Consider the following 19,838-nt stretch of genomic DNA (forward strand, 5'->3'; position numbering starts at 1 on the left):
GATGGCTGTCATCGGCCGGATCCGCGAGGACCTCGCCGCCGCACGGCTGCGCGACCCGGCCGCGCGCAGCGCGGTCGAGATCGCGATGCTGTATCCGGGGCTGCACGCGGTCTGGGCGCACCGGGCCTGGCACGCGCTGTGGCGCCGGAGGATCCGGTTCGCGGCCCGGGCCGGGTCGCAGCTCACGCGCTGGCTCACGGGCATCGAGATCCATCCCGGCGCGGTCCTGGGCCGGCGCGTGTTCATCGACCACGGCGCGGGGGTGGTGATCGGCGAGACCGCCGAGGTCGGCGACGATGTGCTGATCTACCACGGCGTGACGCTGGGCGGCCGGCAGCGCGAGGGCGGCAAGCGGCATCCGACCATCGGCGCGGGGGTGGCGATCGGCGCCGGCGCCAAGGTGCTCGGTCCCATCACGATCGGCGAGGGCTGCGTGATCGGAGCGAATGCCGTGGTCACGAAGGATGCCCCGGCCGACAGCATCCTCGTCGGGATCCCGGCAAAGCCCCGGCCGCGCCGCGACGGCGAGCAGACCCGCGCGCTGCTGTCGGCGCCCGAGTACTACATCTGAGACCGGCTCAGCCGTCCCGCCGGGCGGCGATCCGCTTCTTCAGGAACAGCCCGGGCAGCAGCAAGGTGGCAAGGGCCGTGACCACCCAGACGATCAGGGTGCCGAAGATCCACGCCGCAGGGCCGTCGATGCCGATGCCGGCGGCCGGCAGCAGCACGGCGATCAGCAGTGCCACGAAGGTCGAGACCAGGCCGATGCCGCCCAGGAGCGCCGGCGCGTGCCGGCGGGAGATCTTCACCAGCCACGGGGCGAGGATGCTCTGCAGGATCGCGAAGATCACGATCGCCAGGACGAAGCCCCACCAGTCGTTCCAGTGCAGGACGAATCCGGGGAGGACGAGGTCGGCCACGATCAGCCCCAGCGCCGCCGAGACCAGGAAGATGAGCGCACGGATGAGGAAGGTGATCATGGCCCGAGCCTAGCGGCGCGGTGGTCTCACGCCTCGCCGTCGGCCAGGGCCGCCAGCCGTGCTTCCTCGTCTGCGGCGATGCAGGAGTCGATGATCGGCTCGAGCGCCCCGTCCATCACCTGATCGAGGTTGTACGCCTTGTACCCGGTGCGGTGGTCGGCGATCCGATTCTCCGGGAAGTTGTAGGTGCGGATGCGCTCGGACCGGTCCATGCCGCGGATCTGCGAGTGGCGGGCGTCGGATGCCGCGGCGGCCAGCTCCTCCTGCTGCCGGGCCAGCAGCCGCGCCCGCAGCACGCGCATGCCCGCTTCGCGGTTCTGCAGCTGGCTCTTCTCGTTCTGCATCGAGACGACGATCCCGGTCGGGACGTGGGTGATGCGCACCGCCGAGTCGGTGGTGTTCACCGATTGCCCGCCGGGTCCGCTGGAGCGGTACACGTCGATCTTCAGGTCGTTCTGGCTGATCTCGATCTCGTCCGGCGCGTCGACCTCGGGGAAGACGAGCACCCCGGTGGTGGAGGTGTGGATGCGCCCCTGCGACTCGGTGGCGGGCACGCGCTGCACGCGGTGCACACCGCCCTCGTACTTCAGGTGCGCCCACACGCCCTGCGCCGGATCGGTCCCGGAGCCCTTGATCGCGACCTGGACGTCCTTGTAGCCGCCCAGGTCGGAGTCGTTGCGCTCCAGCAGCTCGGTCTTCCAGCCCTTCGAGGCCGCATACTGCAGGTACATGCGCAGCAGGTCGGCGGCGAACAGCGCCGATTCGGCACCGCCCTCCCCCGCCTTGATCTCCATGATCACGTCGCGGGCGTCGTCCGGGTCGCGCGGGATCAGCAGTCGCCGCAGCCGCTCCTGCGCGGCGGCCCGCTGCTCTTCCAGCCCCGGCACCTCGGCCGCGAACGCGTCGTCTTCCTTCGCCAGTTCGCGGGCCGCGTCCAGATCATCGGATGCCGTGCGCCACGCGTCGTGCGCGGCGACGATCTTCGACAACTCGGCGTAGCGGCGGTTGACCCGCTTCGCGCGGACCGCGTCGGCGTGCACCGCCGGGTCGCTCAGCTCCTCCTGGACGGCCCGGTGCTCATCGATCAGCGCCTTGACCGACTCGAACATGACGGGTTCGGACACGGACGCGCCTCAGCGGATGCTGTTCTCGTGCCCGTGGCTGTGGCCGCCGGCCGTGGGGGCCGGGATCGACTTCTGCATCTGCACGAGGAACTCGACGTTGGACTGCGTCTCCTTGAGCTTGCCCAGCACCACCTCCAGGGCCTGCTGCGGGTCCAGGCCCGCCAGGGCGCGGCGCAGCTTCCAGGTGATCTTGACCTCGTCCGGGTTCAGCAGCATCTCCTCGCGGCGGGTGCTGGACGCGTTCACGTCCACCGCCGGGAAGATCCGCTTGTCGGCCAGCTGGCGGCTCAGCCGCAGCTCGCTGTTGCCGGTGCCCTTGAACTCCTCGAAGATGACGTCGTCCATCTTCGAGCCGGTCTCCACCAGCGCGGTGGCCAGGATCGTGAGCGATCCGCCGTTCTCGATGTTGCGGGCGGCGCCGAAGAAGCGCTTGGGCGGGTAGAGCGCCGAGGCGTCGACCCCGCCGGTGAGCACCCGGCCGCTGGTGGGCGCGGAGATGTTGTACGCACGGCCGAGGCGCGTGATCGAGTCCAGGAGCACGACCACGTCGCGACCCAGCTCGACCAGGCGCTTGGCGCGCTCGATCGCCAGCTCGGCCACCGTGGTGTGGTCCTCGGCCGGACGATCAAAGGTCGAGGCGATGACCTCGCCCTTGACCGTACGCTGCATGTCGGTGACCTCTTCGGGACGCTCGTCCACGAGCACGACCATCAGGTGCACCTCGGGGTTGTTCGTCGCGATGGCGTTGGCGATCTGCTGCAGCACGATCGTCTTGCCGGCCTTGGGCGGGGCGACGATCAGGCCGCGCTGGCCCTTGCCGATCGGGGCGACCAGGTCGATGATCCGCTGCGTCAGCTTCTCCGGCGCGGTCTCCAGGCGCAGGCGCTCCTGGGGGTACAGCGGCGTCAGCTTGCCGAATTCGACCCGGCCCGCAGCATCCTCGACGGACAGGCCGTTGACGGACTCCACCTTGACCAGGGCGTGATACTTCTGCCGGCCGGACTGCTCGCCCTCGTGCGGCTGCTTGATGGCGCCGACGATCGCGTCGCCCTTGCGCAGGTTGTACTTCTTCACCTGGCCGAGCGAGACGTACACGTCGGTGGCGCCGGGCAGGTAGCCGGTGGTGCGCACGAACGCGTAGTTGTCCAGGACGTCGAGGATGCCGGCGACCGGGATGAGGACGTCGTCCTCGCTGATCTCGGTCTCGAACTCGTCGCCGGGCTGACCGCGCCGCTTGTTGCGCTGACGGCCGCGGGCGTTGGCGCCGGACTGGTCGTCGTCGTCGGTCGAGGCGTTCTGCTGGCCGCCGTTGCCGCTGCCGCTGCCGTTCCCGCTGCGGTTCCGGTTGCGGTTCCGATTGCGGTTGCGGTTGCGGCCGGACTGCTCACCCGACTCGGACTGCTCGCTCTCGGACTTGTCGCCCTTGTCCGACGTGTCGGGCTTGTCCGACGACTCCGACTTCGCGGGCTCGCTCTTCGCGGGCTCGGACTTCGCCGGCTCGGACTTCGCCGGCTCGGCCGGGGCGGCCTCGGTGCCGGCGGGCTCGGCCTTGGTCTGCTCGGTGCCGGCCTCGGCGGGCGCCTCGGCGTCGGCGGTCTTCTTGGTGGACGCGCGGCGTCCGCGAGCGGGCGCCTTCTTGACCGGTGCCTCCTCGGCGGGCACCTGCTCGGTGGCGGCCGGAGCGGACTCGACCGCGGGGGCCGGAGCGGACTCGACGGCCGGAGCAGACTCGGTCGCCGGTGCGGCGGTGTCGGACTTGGCCCGGCGCGGGGCGCGCTTGCGCGGAGCCTTGGCGGGCTCGACGGCGTCGGCGGCCGGCGCGGTGGATGCGTCGGCGTGGATCTCGGAGATGGACTCCACGAGTACTCCCTTGTGAAAACGAATGGATATGCATGACCGCACATGACGCCGTCATCGACGCGCGTCGGCAACCCCTCGACCGGGTCATGGACCGGGTACGGGCCTCCTGGGCCCGGACACGACGTTCACGTCGGCATCGGGTGCAGTGCGGGGGTTCGCAGAAATGCGATGGAGGTGGAGATTCTCGCGGTCCTACTTCGCGGGCGATGCAGGCTGCGGAGCATCCTCCATATGCTCTCTCACTGTACCACCCTTGAAGTCGACGGCGAGCATCAGCGGCTCCCAGGGCGTGTCCGTGACGGATGCCGCCAGCCGCGCCGCTTCGAGGCGGCGGCCGGGTCCGTCGGCCAGCACCAGGACGCTGGGCCCGGCCCCCGACAGCACCGCGGCGAAGCCGGCCGCGCGCAGCGCGCGCACGAGCAGATCGGTGGCCGGCATCGCCTGCGCCCGGTAGTTCTGATGCAGCTTGTCGTCGGTGGCCGCCAGCAGCAGCTCGGGGCTCTGGGTGAGGGCGGCGATCAGCAGCGCGGAGCGCGAGACGTTGAACACCGCGTCCTCGCGCGGCACCTGCAGCGGCGCCAGCTCGCGCGCGATGCTGGTCGGCATCGTGAACTCGGGGACGAACACGAGCGGCGAGACGCCCCGGTGGACCAGCAGCTTCTTGAACTGCGGACCGTTCTCATCCATCCACGCGATCGTCAGTCCGCCGAACAGGGCCGGCGCGACGTTGTCCGGATGGCCCTCCAGCTCGGTGGCCAGACGCAGCAGCAGGGACGGGCCGAACTCGACGTCCCCGGTCAGCAGCCCTTGCGCGGCCAGCAGCCCCGCGACCACAGCCGCACCGGACGAGCCCAGTCCCCGGCCGTGCGGGATCACGATGTGCGTGGTCAGCGCGATGCCGGGCATGCGACGCCCGACCGCCTCGAACGCGTAGGCGATCGCGCGGACCACCAGGTTCGACGCGTCCCGCGGCACGGCGTCGGCCCCCGGGCCCTCGACCTCGATGCGCAGCTCGCCCTCGGGCAGGGCGCGCACGATCAGCTCGTCGTACACGCTCAGTGCCAGTCCGAGCGTGTCGAACCCCGGCCCCAGATTCGCGCTGGTGCCCGGGACGCGCACCGCGACGGCGCGTCCCGGCACCACCGGGGAGGACGGGGCTGCTCTCACGCGGTCGCCTCCGCGGGCGTCAGCGCGAGCACCTCGGCGACGGAACGGGTCTCGGCATCCACGATCGTGGGCGTGACCTCGGATCCGTCCGCGTTGCGCAGCGCCCACTGCGGGTCCTTCAGCCCGTGCCCGGTGACGGTGAGCACGACCTTGGCGCCCGCGGGGATGACGCCGGCCTCGGCGCGGTCCAGCAGTCCGGCGACGCTGATCGCCGACGCCGGCTCGACGAAGATGCCGACCTCGGCGGCCAGCAGCTTCTGCGCGGCCAGGATGCGGGTGTCATCGATCGCCCCGAACCAGCCGTTCGTGGCGTCCCTCGCCTCCAGGGCGAGATGCCACGAGGCCGGGTTGCCGATGCGGATGGCCGTGGCGACGGTCTCGGGCGCGGTGACCACCTCGCCGCGGACGATCGGTGCCGACCCCTCGGCCTGGAACCCGAACATGCGCGGCACCCGGGTGGCCACGCCGCGCTCGGCCTCTTCGCGATAGCCACGGCTGTAGGCGGTGTAGTTGCCCGCGTTGCCGACCGGGATGAAGTGGAAGTCGGGCGCGTCGCCGAGCACCTCGACGACCTCGTAGGCGGCGGTCTTCTGCCCCTCGATGCGGTCGGGGTTGACCGAGTTGACCAGGTGCACCGGGTAGTTGTCGGCCAGCTCGCGGGCGATCTCGAGGCAGTCATCGAAGTTGCCGCGCACCTGGATGAGCCTGCCGTTGTGCGCGACGGCCTGACTCAGCTTGCCCATCGCGATCTTGCCCTCGGGAACGAGGACAGCCGCGGTGATGCCCGCGTGTGCCGCGTACGCGGCCGCCGACGCGGAGGTGTTCCCGGTCGAGGCGCAGATCACGGCCTTCGCGCCGCGCTCGACGGCGCGAGAGAGCGCGACGGTCATGCCCCGGTCCTTGAACGAGCCGGTGGGGTTCATCCCCTCGTACTTCACCCAGACGTCCGCGCCGGTGCGACGCGACAGCGACGGGGCCGGCAGCAGCGGTGTGCCGCCCTCGCCGAGGGTGACCACCGTCGAGGCGTCGGTGACGCCGAGCCGGTCGGCGTATTCGCGGAGCACTCCGCGCCAGAGGTGTGCCATTGTCAGTCTCCTTCCACGCGCAGGACCGAGACGACGCGTTCGACCACGTCGTCCTCGGCGAGCCGCATGACGGTCTCGCTGAGGTCCTGCTCGACAGCTGTGTGTGTTCCGATCACGAGGCGGGCCGACCCCGCCTCGTCCGGCCCGGTGGGCTCGGCGATCGACTGTTCCACGGTGGCGATCGAGACCCGCCCGTCGGACAGGATGCCGGCGACCCGGGCGAGCACGCCGGGGCGATCGTCCACCTCGAGGGTGACCTGGTAGCGGGTCACCACCTTGCCGATGTCGACGGTGGGCAGGTTGGCCCGGGTCGACTCGCCCACCCCGGCGCCGCCGGCGATGTGACGCCGGGCCGCCGAGACCAGATCGCCGAGGACGGCGGACGCGGTCTGCACCCCACCCGCCCCGGCGCCGTAGAACATCAGATCGCCGGCGGCTTCGGCCTGCACGAACACGGCGTTGTTCACGCCGTGCACGGATGCCAGGGGGTGATCGCGAGGGACGAGGGCGGGGTAGACGCGGACCGAGATGGCCTCTGCACCGTCCGCGACATCCGCTCGGCCGCTCAGCCGCTCGCACACCGCTAGCAGCTTGATGACGTACCCCGCGTGCCGCGCGGCATCCATCATCCCCTTGGTGATGCCGGTGATCCCCTCGCGGTGCACCGCGTCCAGCGGCACCGTGGTGTGGAACGCGAGGCTGGCCAGGATGGCGGCCTTCTGCGCCGCGTCGTAGCCCTCCACGTCGGCGGTGGGATCGGCCTCGGCGTAGCCGAGTCGCTGCGCGTCGGCGAGCACCTCGGCCATCTCGGCGCCCTCGCCGTCCATCCGGTCGAGGATGTAGTTCGTGGTGCCGTTGACGATGCCCATGATCCGGTTGACCCGGTCACCGGCCAGCGAATCGCGCAGCGGCCGGATGATGGGGATGGCGCCGGCGACGGCCGCCTCGTAGTACACGGACGCGCCGACCTGGTCGGCCGCGTCGAAGATCTCGGTGCCGTGGGTGGCCAGCAGCGCCTTGTTCGCGGTGACCACGTCGGCACCGGAGTTCAGCGCGAGCTGGATGTGCGCGCGGGCCGGCTCGATGCCGCCCATCAGCTCGATCACGATGTCGCTGCCGACGATCAGCGTCTCGGCGTCGGTGGTCAGCAGCTCGCGGGGCAGTTCGACATCCCGCGGCGCATCCACGTCGCGCACGGCGATGCCGGCCAGCTCGAGCGCGGCGCCGGCCCGGTCGGCCAGCTCGTCGGCGTGCGTGTGCAGCAGGTGCGCGACCTGTGATCCGACCGCGCCCGCTCCCAGGAGCGCGACGCGGAGGCGGCGGTAGTCGATCATGCAGTCCCTTCCGATGCGACCCCGACATCCCGGCTGAGGATGTCGGCGATCGTCTCCCCGCGCACGATCACGCGGGCCTGGCCCGCGCGCACGGCGACCACGGCGGGTCGCGGCAGGTCGTTGTAGCTGCTGGCCAGCGAGAAGCAGTACGCCCCGGTCGCCGGCACGGCCAGCAGGTCTCCGGGCGTGACGTCGCCCGGCAGGTATTCGTGATCGACGACGATGTCACCGGATTCGCAGTGCTTGCCCACCACGCGCACCAGGGCGGGTGCGGCATCCGCCACCCGCGACGCGATCCGCGCCGAGTACTGCGCGCCGTACAGCGCCGGGCGGGGGTTGTCGCTCATCCCGCCGTCCACGCTCACGTACGTGCGGGTCCGGTCCGCGTCCAGGCGGACCGGCTTGACCGTGCCCACCTCGTACAGCGTGACCCCGGCTTGGCCGACGATGGCGCGGCCGGGTTCGAATGCGAGGTCTGGGATCGGGATGCCGCGGACCGCGCACTCGCGCGCGACCGCGTCCACGATCCCGGCCGCGAGCTGCTCGATCGGCTCCGGGGTGTCGGCGGCGGTGTAGGCGATGCCGAAGCCGCCGCCGAGGTTGAGCAGGGGCAGCTCCCCGTCCTCGCGCAGGCGCGCGTGCAGCTCGACCAGGCGCGCGGCCGAGGAGGCGAAGCCGGCGGCGCCGAAGATCTGCGAGCCGATGTGGCAGTGCAGACCGAGCAGGTCCAGGGCGGACAGCTCGCGGATGCGGGCGACGACGACGGGCGCGTCATCCATCGCGAACCCGAACTTCTGGTCCTCGTGCGCGGTGGCCAGGAAGTCGTGCGTCTCGGCGTGCACGCCGCTGTTGACGCGCACCAGGACGGGCTGGACCACATCGTGTCGGGCGGCCACCGCCGCCAGGCGCTCCACCTCGATCAGGCTGTCCACGATGATCGTGCCCACGCCCGCCGTCACGGCGCGCTCCAGCTCGGCGACGCTCTTGTTGTTGCCGTGGAACCCGATCCGGGCCGGGTCGGCGCCGGCGGCCAGGGCGACCTCGAGCTCTCCCCCGCTGCACACGTCGACCGCCAGTCCTTCCGCGGTGACCCAGCGGACGACCTCGGTGCACAGGAACGCCTTGCCGGCGTAGTAGACCCGGGCGCGAGTGCCGTGCGATGCGGCCGCCGCGGTGAAGGCGGCGAGGGTTCGTCGCGCGTGGGTGCGCACCTCGTCCTCGTCCACGACGTACAGCGGGGTGCCGTGGACGGCGCGCAGCTGCTGCACGCCGACACCGCCGATGCGCAGCTCGCCGTCGGCGTCGCGGGCGGCCGAGGCCGGCCAGATCCCGGCCGCGAGCGCATTCGCGTCGTCGGGAACGGCCAGCCATTCCGGTGCGGCGGCGGAGGAGTGCGAGGCGGACAAGGCGGGGACCAATCAGTGGATGCTTCGGCGCGGGGGTTCCGGAACGGATTCTCCGGTCGCTCCGCGTGCCTGAAGCGGCGCGCAGACGCATTCACCGGGTGTTGCCAGCAGTCTATGGCACCGGGCGCGGGCGCCCTTCTGCGTTGCGCGGGGACTCACGGGCACTTTCCCGGCTTCTGCAGCGCCGGGTCGGAGAGGATGCGCGGGTCCACGGCGAAGTCGGCGGTGACCGCGGCGGAGTCGACGGCGATCTTCGACAGGGTCAGACCGCTCGGGAACGCGGACGCCACGCACACCTGGCGCGGTGCGAGGATGCCGTCGGCCAGCGAGCCGAACCGCGCACGGATCGTGTCGGCCGACATCGACGCCCCGCCGACGTCGAACGCGACCGGGGTGAGGACGAGCTGGCCGTCCTTCGCCGAGGGCTTCAGCGTCAGTCCGAATGAGACGCCGGACAGGAACTGCGAGGGGTCCAGCTGCACGACCACGTTTCCGCCGTCGACCTTCAACGACCCCGGAACGGTGCGCCCCAGGTCGCCGGCGAGCTTCGCGATCGCGTCCGGGGCGAGCTTCACGGACGCGTCCGCGCTGCGGGCGGGCGCGTCGCCGCTGACCGGCACGCCGGTCGCGTGCACCGTCACCGTGCCGGTGGTCTTGCCCAGCGGCGCGTCCGGGACGGTGACGGTCAGCTCGTCCAGCGCGCCGGTGATCAGCTGCGGCAGCATCGGCTCGGTCACCTGCACGTCCACCGGGTGGTCCGAGGCCACGCCGAGCGCCTCCTGCGTGCGGCTGGTGACCTGATCGACGACGAGGTTCTTCGCCCAGGCGTTGCCGGCGAACCAGCCGACGCCGGCCAGGACCGCCAGCACCACCACGGTGATGCTCAGCCCCACGGCGACGCGCAGGCCGCGCCGGCGGCGCTTCGGCCGGGGCGGCACGGGCGCAGATGCCGCCGGCGCGTAGCCCGGATTCGCCATGGTCTGCGGTGGCACCACCGGCAGGGGCAGCGTCGTCGCCTCCGGCTCGACGGGTGCCGCTCGTTCCGGCGCGCTCTGCCCCGCGATCGGGGCGGTGACGGCATCCGGAAGCGGCGGGCGCGGCGGGATGTTCAGCGGCTCGGTCGGATCCGCCGGCTGTCGATCATCCATCTGCTCTCGCCTCCTCTGCCCTTTCACATGGGCTGTCTACATGCGCTCCGGCGCACTCACGCCCAGCAGGCCCAGGCCGTTGCGCAGCACCTGCCCGGTCGCGTCGTTCAGCCACAGCCGGGTGTGATGCACCGGCTCGACCGCGCCGTCGCCCAGCGGGATGACCCGGCAGTTGTCGTACCAGCGGTGGTAGAGCCCGGCCAGCTCTTCCAGGTACCGGGCGATCCGGTGCGGCTCGCGCACCTCGGCGGCGAACGCCACGATCCGCGGGAACTCCTGCAGGGCGCCCAGCAGGGCCGACTCGGTCTCGTGCGTGAGCGTCGCCGGGGCGAACCGGCCGCGGTCCACGCCGCTGTCGGCCGCATGACGGCCGACGTTGTGCGTGCGCGCGTGCGCGTACTGCACGTAGAACACCGGGTTGTCGTTGGTGCGCTTCTGCAGCACCTCGGGATCCAGGTCGAGGGGGGAATCGGCGGGCGAGCGCTCCAGCGAGTAGCGCAGCGCGTCGGTGCCGAGCCAGTTCATCAGGTCGTCCATCTCGATGATGTTGCCGGCCCGCTTGCTCAGCCGTGCGCCGTTGATCGAGACCATCTGCCCGATGAGGACCTGGATGCTGGTGTCCGGGTCATCGCCGGCGGCACCGGCCAGGGCCTTGAGCCGTCCGATGTAGCCGTGGTGATCGGCGCCGAGCAGGTAGATCCGCTCGGTGAAGCCGCGGTCGCCCTTGTCCAGGTAGTAGGCGGCATCGGCGGCGAAGTAGGTGTACTCGCCGTTCGAACGGCGGATGACGCGGTCCTTGTCGTCGCCGAAGTCGGTTGTGCGCACCCAGACCGCGCCGTCCTGCTCGAACACGTGCCCCTGCTCGCGCAGCCGCTCCACCGCGCGGTCGATGAGGCTGAGCCCGTCGGCATCCTTCACGTGCATGGTGCGCTCAGAGAACCAGATGTCGAATGGGACGTTGAACCGCTCCAGCGAGCCGCGGATCTCGCCGAGCTGGTACTCGTAGCCGAGCTCGCGCGCCACCTCGAGCTGTTCCTCCGGCGGCAGATCGAGCAGATCGGGGCGCGCGGCGAGCACGCGCTGCGCGAGCGTGGTGATGTACGCGCCGGGGTACCCGCCCTCGGGCGTGGCATCGCCGCGGGCGGCGGCCAGCACCGAGTCGGCGAAGCGTTCCATCTGCACGCCGGCGTCGTTGATGTAGTACTCGCGCGCCGCGTGCGCCCCGCTGGCCTGCAGCAGCCGCACGATCGAGTCGCCGAGGGCCGCCCATCTCGTGTGCGCGATGTGCAGCGGTCCGGTCGGGTTGGCGCTGACGAATTCGACGTTCACCGACAGGCCGCGCTGAGAGTCGTTCGTGCCGTAGGCGGGGCCCGCGTCCACGATGGTCTTCGCGAGCGCACCGGCGGCCGCGGCATCCAGCCGGATGTTGATGAAGCCGGGACCGGCCACCTCCACCGATGCGATGCCGTCCACGGTGCGCAGGCCGTCGGCGATCTGTGCCGCCAGCTCGCGCGGGTTGGCTTCGAACCGCTTGGCGAGCTTCATCGCGGCGTTGGAGGCCCAGTCGCCGTGGTCGCGGTTCTTCGGGCGATCGAGCGGCAGATCATCCGCCGTGAGGTCGTCGACGGACCCGGCTCGTCGCGCCTGCGCGAGCGGGCGGATGACATCGAGCAGGGCGGCGGAGAGGGCTGCGGGATCCATAGGTCATCGATTCTACGGTCCGGCGCCTGCGGAACCCCTCGGAAGGGACCGAGTCAGAATGGGACGCGTCAGAAGGGTGCGGGGTCGCGGGCGAGGGCGTGGGCAGCGATGGGTTGGAATCTGACGGTGCCGGGTGGTCTGGTGTGGTGGGTGCGGCCGGTGGGTGCGGTCCATTCCAGGATCCCGCCGGGCAGCTGGATGACGACCCAGTCGGTCTCGTGCTTCAGGGTGTGGTGCCGTTTGCACAGGTGGGCCAGGTTGCACAGACACGTCTGCCCGCCCTCGGCGTACGCGAGGGTGTGGTCCACATCGCATTTGTGGGCGGGGCGGCGGCAGCCGGGGAACCGGCAGTGCTCATCCCGCACCCGCAACAACAGCCGCTGTCGCTTCGAGGGCCGGTACCGGGCCACACTGGTCGGGATCCCGGTGCACGGGTCGGTGAACACCCGGGTCCACGCCCGGGCCGCCCCGGCCAGGTCCCGGGCGACCTCGTCATCGATCGCCCCGAACCCGGTCACGGTCGCCCCGCCGGCGGTCTGCCCGGTGAGGGTGCGGGCCGGGATCGTGACCTGCACGGTTCCGGTGATCGCCCCGAGGTTCTCTCTGGCCTGTTCGGTGGTGCCGTGCCCGTCGGGGATGTTGGTCAGCAGCAGGTCGCTGAACACGTCCGCCATGATCTGCGACCGCGTCCGCTCATCGAACACCAGCTCCCCAGACCCGGCCTCCCCAGACCCGGCCTCCTCAGACTCGGCATCATCGCTGCCGCCGTCCGCGACGCCGCCCGAGTCCGTGTCCGCGTCGGCGTCGGCGTCCGCGTCGGCGTCGGCGTCGGCGTCGGCACGGTCGCTGTTCAGGTCTGCATCCGCGTTCGCATCGGCGTCGGCACGGTCGCTGTTCGGGTCTGCCCCGGCGTTCGGATCCGCGTTCGCATCGGCGGCCGCAGCCGCGGCTTGGGCTTGGGCTTGGGCGCGGTCGGCGGCGTTCTGTTCGTACAGCTGATCGGCCATCTCCTGCAGCCGGTTCACGATCCCGACACCTTGGACGGTGGGCAGGTCCGCGGTGATCCGGGCAAGCCCCGGCTCCAGCTCCCGCACCGTCACCCTCCGGCGTTTCACGGCGTCCCGGACCCGCTGCTGGGTGCCTTCCGGGTCCAGCCGGGACACCAGCCCGGACAGCGCCGGCCGCAGCTGTGCCGGGGTCATCTCCCCCGCCATGTCCAAAGCGACCGCCTCGTACTGACGGCGCACCTGATCGTCCTCGATCACCGCACCGGTCTCCGCGATCAACGTCGCATGCTCCGGCCAGATCCGGCCGTCGCTGGCCTCGCACAGCGTCTCGTAGAACCGGTGGGTCAGGCTCCACGCCTGTGACACCTTCCGCGCCACCTGCCACTCACTGAGCCGCAACGCGGCCGCGACCTCGGCGTACACCTCCCGCATCCCCAACTGCGACGAGCAGGTGACCGCCCCGTTCCCGTCCCGGACGGCGCGTTCCCGCTCCCGCTCTTCGACCACCCCCGCGACCCGCTCGAAGAAGAACATCTCCGCCGCGAACGCGGATGCAGCCCGCTCCCGCGACCCGGCCAGATGATCGATGATCTCGTCCAACTCCGACAGCACCGCAGACCGGCCCGCAGACGATGATGACATCTGGTTCCCCTCTCGGCTCGTTGGACCACTGCTGACTGGATCGCTGATTCGCTACCTCCATAGTATCGAATCTCTCTACGCGTCACAATACCTTTGTCTCCCTTTTTGCAAAAGGGATCGCGGACGGCGTCCATCGACGGCCGGGCAGGCAGCATCCCGTCCCTCAGATCACTCATTCTCGAATATTTGATGCGCGCGAACCGCCGGAACGCGGCATCCTCGGTCCGCGCCGCTCCCCGAGGGCGAGTTGAATGGATGCCGGAAGGGAGAGCAATGATCCGACTCATGATCGTCGTCGCCAGCATCCGGGAGGGGCGCATCGGACTGCCGATCGCCCAGTGGGTGCGCCGGGAGGCGGATCAGGACGCGCGTTTCGAGCTGGACTGGGCCGATCTCAAGGAGATCGCCCTGCCGCTGATGGACGAGCCGAATCATCCTCGGCTGCGGCAGTACACGCACGAGACGACCAAGGCGTGGAGCGCGCGCGTGGACACCGCCGACGCGTTCATCTTCGTCCAGCCGGAGTACAACTACAGCTATGCGCCCAGCCTGAAGAACGCGCTGGACCATCTGCACCAGGAGTGGCGACGCAAGCCCGTGGGCACCGTGAGCTACGGCGGGATCTCGGGCGGCACCCGCGGCGTGGTCGCGCTGCGCCCGGTGCAGCAGGCGCTGGGGCTGGTCCCCACCAGCGCGAACGTCGAACTCGCGTGGGCGGCACAGCACCTGAATGACGACGGCCAATTCGAGCCCACGGAGAGCAACGAACGGATGCTGCGCGCACAGCTCGACGAGATCTCAGCCCTGGACGGGGCGCTGCGCACGCTGCGCAGCTGACCGGGCGCCGCGGGCCGGTCGGCGGCGGCATCCACTCTCGCCGGTCGGAAGCGGCATCCGCTCTCGCCGAAACCGGGGATCCGCCGCGAGACCGAGCAGATCGCACTCGGTCTCGACGCGAATCCCCGGTCTCGCCGATACCCTCCGCGTCGCCGATACCCTCCGCGTCGCCGACATCCGCGTCGCCGACATCCGCGTCAGCCCGAGCGGCTCTGCCACAGCCCGGTCCCGCGCCGCGTCAGCCTCAGCGGCGCCGCATCAGCCGAGCGCGCCCGCGGCTCGTCGGCCGCGGGACATGTACAGGCCGGTCAGCGCGGCTCCGGCCACGAGCACCGAGCCGCCGATGATCACCGTGAGCGGGATGCCCACCAGGCTCCCCACGACTCCCACCGTCACGCCGCTGAAGGTCTGCATGCCGGGGCCGAACATGCTATAGGCGCCCAGGACCCGGCCGCGCTCGCCCGGCGGCGCCTCGAGCTGCACGAGCGCCTGCCCGGTCGAGGTGGCCGTGATCTGGGCGACTCCGGTCAGCACCAGGGCCACCACGGCCACGATCATCGAGCCGGTGAAGGCGAAGAGCACGGCGAAGCCGCCGAACGCCACCGCGCTGACCACCGCAGTGGTCGGGGTGGGTCGGAACCATCCGCTGGCCTCGAGGAAGAATCCGCCGAGCACCCCGCCGATGCCCAGGGCGAACAGCAGCGCGCCGTAGACGAGCTCGCCGTCGGTTCCCACCGGCGTCAACCGGGCGCCGAAGACCGGCATCGCGGTCTGCAGCACCGCGCCGATGGTCACCGATGCGAGCGCGGCCAGGATCAGCATTCCGGTGATGACGTGATTGCGGCGCACCGTTCCCAGCACCCGGAACGAGGCCCACAGCGACACCCGCCCGCTCGCCGGGCTGGCCGACCGGGTGTGTCCGGTGAACGGGGTGCGCATGAGGAAGATCGTCAGCGGAAGGTAGAACACGATGTTGAAGAAGATGCCGCCGGTGGGCCCGAGCAGCAGCAGGAGCACCGAGCCGACCACGGGTCCGAACAGGATCCCGAGGCTGCGGAAGGTCGCGTTGATCCGCACCGCGGACGGCAGCTGCTCGCGGCCGGCGAAGTCGTACAGCATCATCTGCTCGGCCGGTCCCCACAGGCATCCGGCCAGGCCGTGCACGACCAGGAGCACGCAGGCCTCCCACAGCTGCAGCGTGCCCGTGAGGAACAGGATGCCCCAGCACAGCGACACCAGCATGAACAGCACCTGGGCGACCTGGATGATCCGCCGGCAGTCGAACCGCTCGGCCAGACTCCCGGCGTACACCGACAGCAGCAGGAACGGCAGCCAGTGGCTGACCAGCTGGAACCCGACCAGCACCGGCGAGTGGAACGTGTTCCACAGCACCAGGTAGGTGATGACGTGCTCGATGTTGTCGCCCATCATCGCCATGCCCGCGCCGACCAGATAGGGCGCGGTCTTCCAGCTGCGAAGGACGCCGAACTTCGGGGCGGAGGCGGGAACGGTCACCGCCCCATCGTGGCAGGGGTGCGGGATGCCGCGGACCGCTGCCGCTCACTGAGTGAGCAAGAGCCGGTCCGAACGGACCGGCTCTGCGGATGGTGCCCCCGACAGGAATCGAACCTGCGACCTTTGGTACCGGAAACCAACGCTCTATCCCCTGAGCTACGGAGGCGCACCGGTCAAGACTATCAGTGCGGAACGCGCCCTCCCGTCACGCGCGCAGGTACGCGAGGTCGCGGATGTCGCGGCCCCGCGCGAGCCCCTTCCGCTCGAACGCGGTCATCACCCGGCCGTCGAAACGCGCCGCCCAGTCCCCCTCGAACGCACGACGGAAGCCGGGTGCGGCATCCATCACGACCACCATCTGCCGGGCGTAGTCCTCCCAGTCGGTGGCCAGCCGCAGCGTCCCGCCGACGCGCAGCGATACGGCGGCGATGCCGGCGAACTCGGCGGTGACGAGGCGCCGCTTGGTGTGCCGCTTCTTGTGCCACGGGTCCGGGAAGAAGATCCACAGCTCGTCGACGGATGCCGGGGGCAGCAGATGCCGCAGCACTTCGGGCGCGTTCGCCTCGACCAGGCGCAGGTTGTCGACCCCGGCGACGTCCGCGTCGCGCATGGTGCGGGCCAGGCCCGCGGTGAACACCTCCACCGCGAGGAAGTCCACCTCGGGGCGCGCCGCGGCGGCATGCACGATCGCGTGCCCCTGGCCCGATCCGATCTCCACGATCAAGGGGGCCGAGCGTCCGTACACCTGGGCGGGGTCGATGCGCGCGTCCGGCGCCACACTGGTCGCGGCCGCGTCGCGCGGCACCGGCAGCAGGTAGCGGGGCGACAGCTCGGTCCACGCGCGCTCCTGCCCGTCGCTCATCCGCCCGCCGCGGCGCACGAACGAGACCGGCTTCTCGCGGTAGGTGCGCGGTTCCATGTCAGACACGCCTCAAGGGTATGCGGCGCCCGATCCCGCACGGTCACACGGCGTCGTCACGCGGTGGCGTCATGCGGTGACGAAGTCGATGAGCTCCTCCACCCGACCCAGCAGCGCCGGTTCCAGATCGCGGAACGAGTGGACCTTGGACAGGATGTGCTGCCAGGCCCTGGCGATGTCGGCCTGGTCGTCGGCCGGCCACCCGAAGGCCCGGCAGACGCCGACCTTCCATTCGATCCCGCGCGGAATCTGCGGCCAGGCGGCGATCCCGAGGGCGGCCGGGGTCACGCACTGCCAGACATCCACGAACGGATGCCCGACGATGCGCAGATGCGCGCCGTGCGGGCCGCGCTCGATCGCCTCGGCGATGCGCGACTCCTTCGAACCGCGCACGAGGTGATCCACGAGCACGCCGTAGCGGCGCGCCGGCGAGGGCGGGTCCTCGCGCAGCGCGGCATCGAGCAGGTCGACGCCCTGCAGGTACTCGACCACCACGCCTTCGGCGCGCAGGTCGTCGCCCCAGACCTTCTCGACCAGCTCGGCGTCGTGCCGCCCCTCCACGAAGATGCGGCTGGCGCGCGCGACCCGTGCGCGCTCGTTCCCCGCGACGAACGAACCGGATGCCGTGCGTCGAGGTCCGCTCGACGGCGTCGCCGTCGGCGCAGTCAGGATCACCGGCTCCCCGTCGACGAGGAAGCCCGGTCCCAGCGGGAACACGCGGCGGCGGCCGTGGCGGTCCTCCAGCTCGGCGAGCCCGCCGGACAGCGACACCACCGCACCGCAGAACCCGTCCTCGGCGACTTCCACGACGGTGTCGCGGACCGCCTCCACGCGCGGCAGCTCGCGCTGGAAATGCCGACGCCATCCGCCGGCCAGCACATCGGCTCCGTAGCGGTCGTCCATGTCGCCTCCCGAATCGGCGAGCCTATCCGGATCGGGGGCCGCAGCGGCGAAGCGACGCGCCCTCTACCGCAGCGTCGCACAGTCTGAATAGACTCGCCGTCAGGGCTGTCCGCCCGGTGGGAAGGGAGACCGATGCGCGTTCGTCGGATCGTGGCCGGTCTCGTGGCGTGCGCCGCGCTGATCCTCGCCCCGGCCGCGGCGTTCGCGACCGATCCGGTCACGCTCGGCCAGGACTACGTGCTCGACGACGCCGGGGCGCTGCCCGCATCACAGCACGATGACGCCGAGCAGGCCGCGCAGAAGTTCGCCGACGACACCGACATGAACCTCTGGGTCGTCTACGTCGACGAGTTCACCTCGCCGTCCGACGCCGAAGGATGGGCGAACCAGACCGCGAGCCAGAACGGCCTCGGCCCGAACCAGTATCTGCTGGCGGTCGCGGTGACCTCGCGCCAGTTCTATCTGTCCGGCGATTCGTCCGGCCCGGTCTCCACCGAGGCGCTCGGCACCATCGAGCAGCAGCGGATCCAGCCGGCGCTGGCCTCCGAGGACTGGGCGGGGGCGGTCACGGCGGCCACCGCGGGTCTGGCCGACGCCGCCTCCGGCGGATCCGGGGCGGCCGACGGCTCCGGCGGCGGCGCGGGCGGCGGGGGCGGCGTGCTCACCGTCATCCTGATCATCGTCGTCGTGGTCGTGGCGATCGTGCTCGTCATCGTGCTCGTGCGCTCCCGGCGGCGCAAGGCCGCGGCCGGCACGAGCGGCCCCGCGCTGCAGCGGCTCGATCTGAAGGAGCTGGTGCGTCGCGCCGGATCGGCACTGGTGCAGACAGACGACGCCCTGCGCACGAGTGAGCAGGAACTGGGCTTCGCCCGCGCGCAGTTCGGCGACGACGCGACCGGCGAGTTCGCCGCCGCGCTCGCCCAGGCCAAGACCAACCTCGACGCGGCCTTCGCCCTGAAGCAGAAGCTCGACGACGCGACCGAGGACACCGAGGAGCAGAAGCGCGCCTGGAACGCGCAGATCATCCAGCTGTGCGAGGAGTCGAACAAGAGCCTGGACGAGAAGGCCGCCGCCTTCGACGAGCTGCGCAAGCTGGAGCAGAACGCGCCCGAGGCGCTCGACCGGGTGCACCGGCAGCGCGAGGACGCACAGGCGGCGATGGATGCCGCGGCCACCCGCCTGCAGCAGCTCACCGCCGAATACGCCCCCGAGGCCCTGACCACCGTCACCGACAACATCGCGCAGGCACAGCAGCGCCTCGCGTTCGCCGACGAGCAGCTCGCCGCCGCCGCGCAGGCCATCGCGGCGGGCGAGGGCGGCCAGGCGGCCGTCGCGATCCGCGCGGCCGAGCAGGCCGCCGACCAGGCGCAGCTGCTGGAGGCGGCCATCGGCAAGCTCGGCGACGACCTGGCCGCCGGGCAGCAGCAGGCGGCCGCGCTGATCCAGGAGCTGGAGGGCGACATCGCCACGGCGTCGGGGCTGCCCGACGCCGACGGCCAGGTGGCCGCGGCGGTCACGGCCGCGCAGGCGCAGGTCGAGGCGGCCCGCGCCGACATCGCGAGCGCGCAGAAGCGCCCCCTCGCCACGTTGAAGGGCTTGGAGGCGGTCAACGCGCAGATCGACCAGGTGGTCGCCGGCGCGCGCGACGCCCAGGCACGGCGCCGCCGGGCCGAGCAGATGCTCGGGCAGACGATCAACCAAGCCCAGGCGCAGGTCTCGGCCGCCGAGGACTATGTCACCGCGCGGCGCGGCGCGATCGGCGCCGACGCCCGCACCCGGCTCGCACAGGCCGGGGCCGAACTCGTGCAGGCGCAGCAGCTGCAATCGACCGACCCGGATCAGGCCCTGCAGCACGCCCAGCGTGCCGACCAGCTGGCCGGGCTCGCCCTGCAGGGGGCTCAGAGCGACGTCGGCGGTTTCGGCGGAGCCGGACTCGGCGGATCCGGAGGCGGCGGCAATATGCTCGGCGCCATGCTGGGCGGGATCGTGATCAACTCCCTGCTCAGCGGCGGCGGACGCCGTGGCGGCTTCGGCGGCGGACGCCGTGGCGGCTTCGGCGGCGGGTTCGGCGGCGGCGGGGGTGTCGGCGGGTTCTCCGCCGGCAGCTTCGGCGGCGGCGGCACCCGCGGCCGGCGAGGAGGCGGTCGCTTCTGAACCTGCCCAGCTCTCCCCCGCCCGTGCCCGCAACGACCTGACACGACCCTTCAGGA

At 71.4% G+C, this 19,838-nt stretch carries 16 protein-coding genes and 1 tRNA gene; 3 read left to right on the top strand and 14 right to left on the bottom strand.

The window, feature by feature from the left end:
* Position 1: 1 nt before the first annotated feature.
* The gene (epsC, locus tag AC0L6F_RS04770; protein ID WP_274637920.1) at positions 2-571 is read left to right on the top strand and encodes a serine O-acetyltransferase EpsC; all 570 of its coding nucleotides are present in this window, start codon (positions 2-4) and stop codon (positions 569-571) included.
* A gap of 7 nt (positions 572-578) precedes the next feature.
* On the opposite strand, the gene AC0L6F_RS04775 is transcribed toward epsC, so the two are convergent.
* From AC0L6F_RS04775 to AC0L6F_RS04820, 10 genes are all read right to left on the bottom strand, one after another.
* Positions 579-980 (bottom strand): hypothetical protein, encoded by a 402-nt coding sequence (locus AC0L6F_RS04775; RefSeq protein WP_473539352.1) that lies wholly within the window; start codon positions 978-980, stop codon positions 579-581.
* Positions 981-1,006: 26 nt separating this feature from the next.
* Positions 1,007-2,089 carry a peptide chain release factor 1 gene (gene prfA, locus AC0L6F_RS04780; protein ID WP_259613167.1) on the bottom strand — a complete coding sequence of 361 codons (1,083 nt, stop codon included), beginning with the start codon at positions 2,087-2,089 and terminating at the stop codon, positions 1,007-1,009.
* Between the two features lie 24 nt (positions 2,090-2,113).
* Complete coding sequence (rho, locus tag AC0L6F_RS04785; protein WP_473539353.1) at positions 2,114-3,964, bottom strand: transcription termination factor Rho; 1,851 nt, start codon at positions 3,962-3,964, stop codon at positions 2,114-2,116.
* Between the two features lie 192 nt (positions 3,965-4,156).
* Positions 4,157-5,131, bottom strand: a complete 975-nt coding sequence (gene thrB / locus AC0L6F_RS04790) for a homoserine kinase (protein WP_473539354.1) — start codon at positions 5,129-5,131, stop codon at positions 4,157-4,159.
* Positions 5,128-6,216 (bottom strand): threonine synthase, encoded by a 1,089-nt coding sequence (thrC, locus tag AC0L6F_RS04795; RefSeq protein ID WP_473539355.1) that lies wholly within the window; start codon positions 6,214-6,216, stop codon positions 5,128-5,130. Before thrC ends, thrB begins: the two co-directional genes overlap by 4 nt.
* A gap of 2 nt (positions 6,217-6,218) precedes the next feature.
* The gene (locus AC0L6F_RS04800) at positions 6,219-7,550 is read right to left on the bottom strand and encodes a homoserine dehydrogenase (RefSeq protein WP_473539356.1); all 1,332 of its coding nucleotides are present in this window, start codon (positions 7,548-7,550) and stop codon (positions 6,219-6,221) included.
* Positions 7,547-8,956: a diaminopimelate decarboxylase gene (gene lysA / locus AC0L6F_RS04805; RefSeq protein WP_473539953.1), complete on the bottom strand. Its 1,410-nt coding sequence runs from the start codon at positions 8,954-8,956 to the stop codon at positions 7,547-7,549. The genes AC0L6F_RS04800 and lysA overlap by 4 nt, the downstream gene beginning before the upstream one ends.
* Before the next feature lie 155 nt (positions 8,957-9,111).
* Positions 9,112-10,104: an LmeA family phospholipid-binding protein gene (locus AC0L6F_RS04810; RefSeq protein ID WP_473539357.1), complete on the bottom strand. Its 993-nt coding sequence runs from the start codon at positions 10,102-10,104 to the stop codon at positions 9,112-9,114.
* 36 nt (positions 10,105-10,140) lie between these two features.
* Positions 10,141-11,805, bottom strand: coding sequence for an arginine--tRNA ligase (gene argS, locus AC0L6F_RS04815; RefSeq protein ID WP_473539358.1), 1,665 nt, complete (start codon positions 11,803-11,805; stop codon positions 10,141-10,143).
* Between the two features lie 68 nt (positions 11,806-11,873).
* On the bottom strand, positions 11,874-13,454 hold the full coding sequence (locus AC0L6F_RS04820; protein WP_473539359.1) for an HNH endonuclease signature motif containing protein: 1,581 nt from the start codon (positions 13,452-13,454) through the stop codon (positions 11,874-11,876).
* A 273-nt stretch (positions 13,455-13,727) separates the two neighbouring features.
* Here AC0L6F_RS04820 and AC0L6F_RS04825 point away from each other — a divergent pair, with 273 nt between their 5' ends.
* Entirely contained in the window at positions 13,728-14,291 is a 564-nt protein-coding gene (locus AC0L6F_RS04825) for an NADPH-dependent FMN reductase (RefSeq protein ID WP_473539360.1), read from the top strand.
* 258 nt (positions 14,292-14,549) lie between these two features.
* Here the strand turns inward: AC0L6F_RS04825 and AC0L6F_RS04830 are convergent, their stop codons facing one another.
* The 4 genes from AC0L6F_RS04830 to AC0L6F_RS04845 all read right to left on the bottom strand — a co-directional run bounded on the left by AC0L6F_RS04830 (position 14,550) and on the right by AC0L6F_RS04845 (position 17,628).
* The gene (locus AC0L6F_RS04830; RefSeq protein ID WP_274637912.1) at positions 14,550-15,806 is read right to left on the bottom strand and encodes an MFS transporter; all 1,257 of its coding nucleotides are present in this window, start codon (positions 15,804-15,806) and stop codon (positions 14,550-14,552) included.
* Between the two features lie 90 nt (positions 15,807-15,896).
* Positions 15,897-15,972 (bottom strand) — tRNA-Arg (locus AC0L6F_RS04835).
* A gap of 39 nt (positions 15,973-16,011) precedes the next feature.
* A complete protein-coding gene (gene trmB, locus AC0L6F_RS04840; protein ID WP_473539954.1) occupies positions 16,012-16,725 on the bottom strand; it encodes a tRNA (guanosine(46)-N7)-methyltransferase TrmB in 714 nt (237 codons plus the stop codon).
* Between the two features lie 69 nt (positions 16,726-16,794).
* Positions 16,795-17,628 (bottom strand): DUF3097 domain-containing protein, encoded by an 834-nt coding sequence (locus tag AC0L6F_RS04845; RefSeq protein WP_473539361.1) that lies wholly within the window; start codon positions 17,626-17,628, stop codon positions 16,795-16,797.
* 132 nt (positions 17,629-17,760) lie between these two features.
* Here AC0L6F_RS04845 and AC0L6F_RS04850 point away from each other — a divergent pair, with 132 nt between their 5' ends.
* Entirely contained in the window at positions 17,761-19,782 is a 2,022-nt protein-coding gene (locus AC0L6F_RS04850; RefSeq protein ID WP_473539362.1) for a TPM domain-containing protein, read from the top strand.
* Positions 19,783-19,838 lie beyond the last annotated feature (56 nt).

The organism is Microbacterium sp. G2-16M (assembly GCF_055809115.1).

Bases quoted from the DNA above. Each gene is read 5' to 3' on its own strand.
- epsC (WP_274637920.1), top strand. From the start codon at position 2: ATGGCTGTCATCGGCCGGATCCGCGAGGACCTCGCCGCCGCACGGCTG.
- AC0L6F_RS04775 (WP_473539352.1), bottom strand. From the start codon at position 980: ATGATCACCTTCCTCATCCGTGCGCTCATCTTCCTGGTCTCGGCGGCG.
- prfA (WP_259613167.1), bottom strand. From the start codon at position 2,089: ATGTTCGAGTCGGTCAAGGCGCTGATCGATGAGCACCGGGCCGTCCAG.
- thrC (WP_473539355.1), bottom strand. From the start codon at position 6,216: ATGGCACACCTCTGGCGCGGAGTGCTCCGCGAATACGCCGACCGGCTC.
- AC0L6F_RS04800 (WP_473539356.1), bottom strand. From the start codon at position 7,550: ATGATCGACTACCGCCGCCTCCGCGTCGCGCTCCTGGGAGCGGGCGCG.
- AC0L6F_RS04810 (WP_473539357.1), bottom strand. From the start codon at position 10,104: ATGGATGATCGACAGCCGGCGGATCCGACCGAGCCGCTGAACATCCCG.
- argS (WP_473539358.1), bottom strand. From the start codon at position 11,805: ATGGATCCCGCAGCCCTCTCCGCCGCCCTGCTCGATGTCATCCGCCCG.
- AC0L6F_RS04820 (WP_473539359.1), bottom strand. From the start codon at position 13,454: ATGTCATCATCGTCTGCGGGCCGGTCTGCGGTGCTGTCGGAGTTGGAC.
- AC0L6F_RS04825 (WP_473539360.1), top strand. From the start codon at position 13,728: ATGATCCGACTCATGATCGTCGTCGCCAGCATCCGGGAGGGGCGCATC.
- trmB (WP_473539954.1), bottom strand. From the start codon at position 16,725: ATGGAACCGCGCACCTACCGCGAGAAGCCGGTCTCGTTCGTGCGCCGC.
- AC0L6F_RS04845 (WP_473539361.1), bottom strand. From the start codon at position 17,628: ATGGACGACCGCTACGGAGCCGATGTGCTGGCCGGCGGATGGCGTCGG.
- AC0L6F_RS04850 (WP_473539362.1), top strand. From the start codon at position 17,761: ATGCGCGTTCGTCGGATCGTGGCCGGTCTCGTGGCGTGCGCCGCGCTG.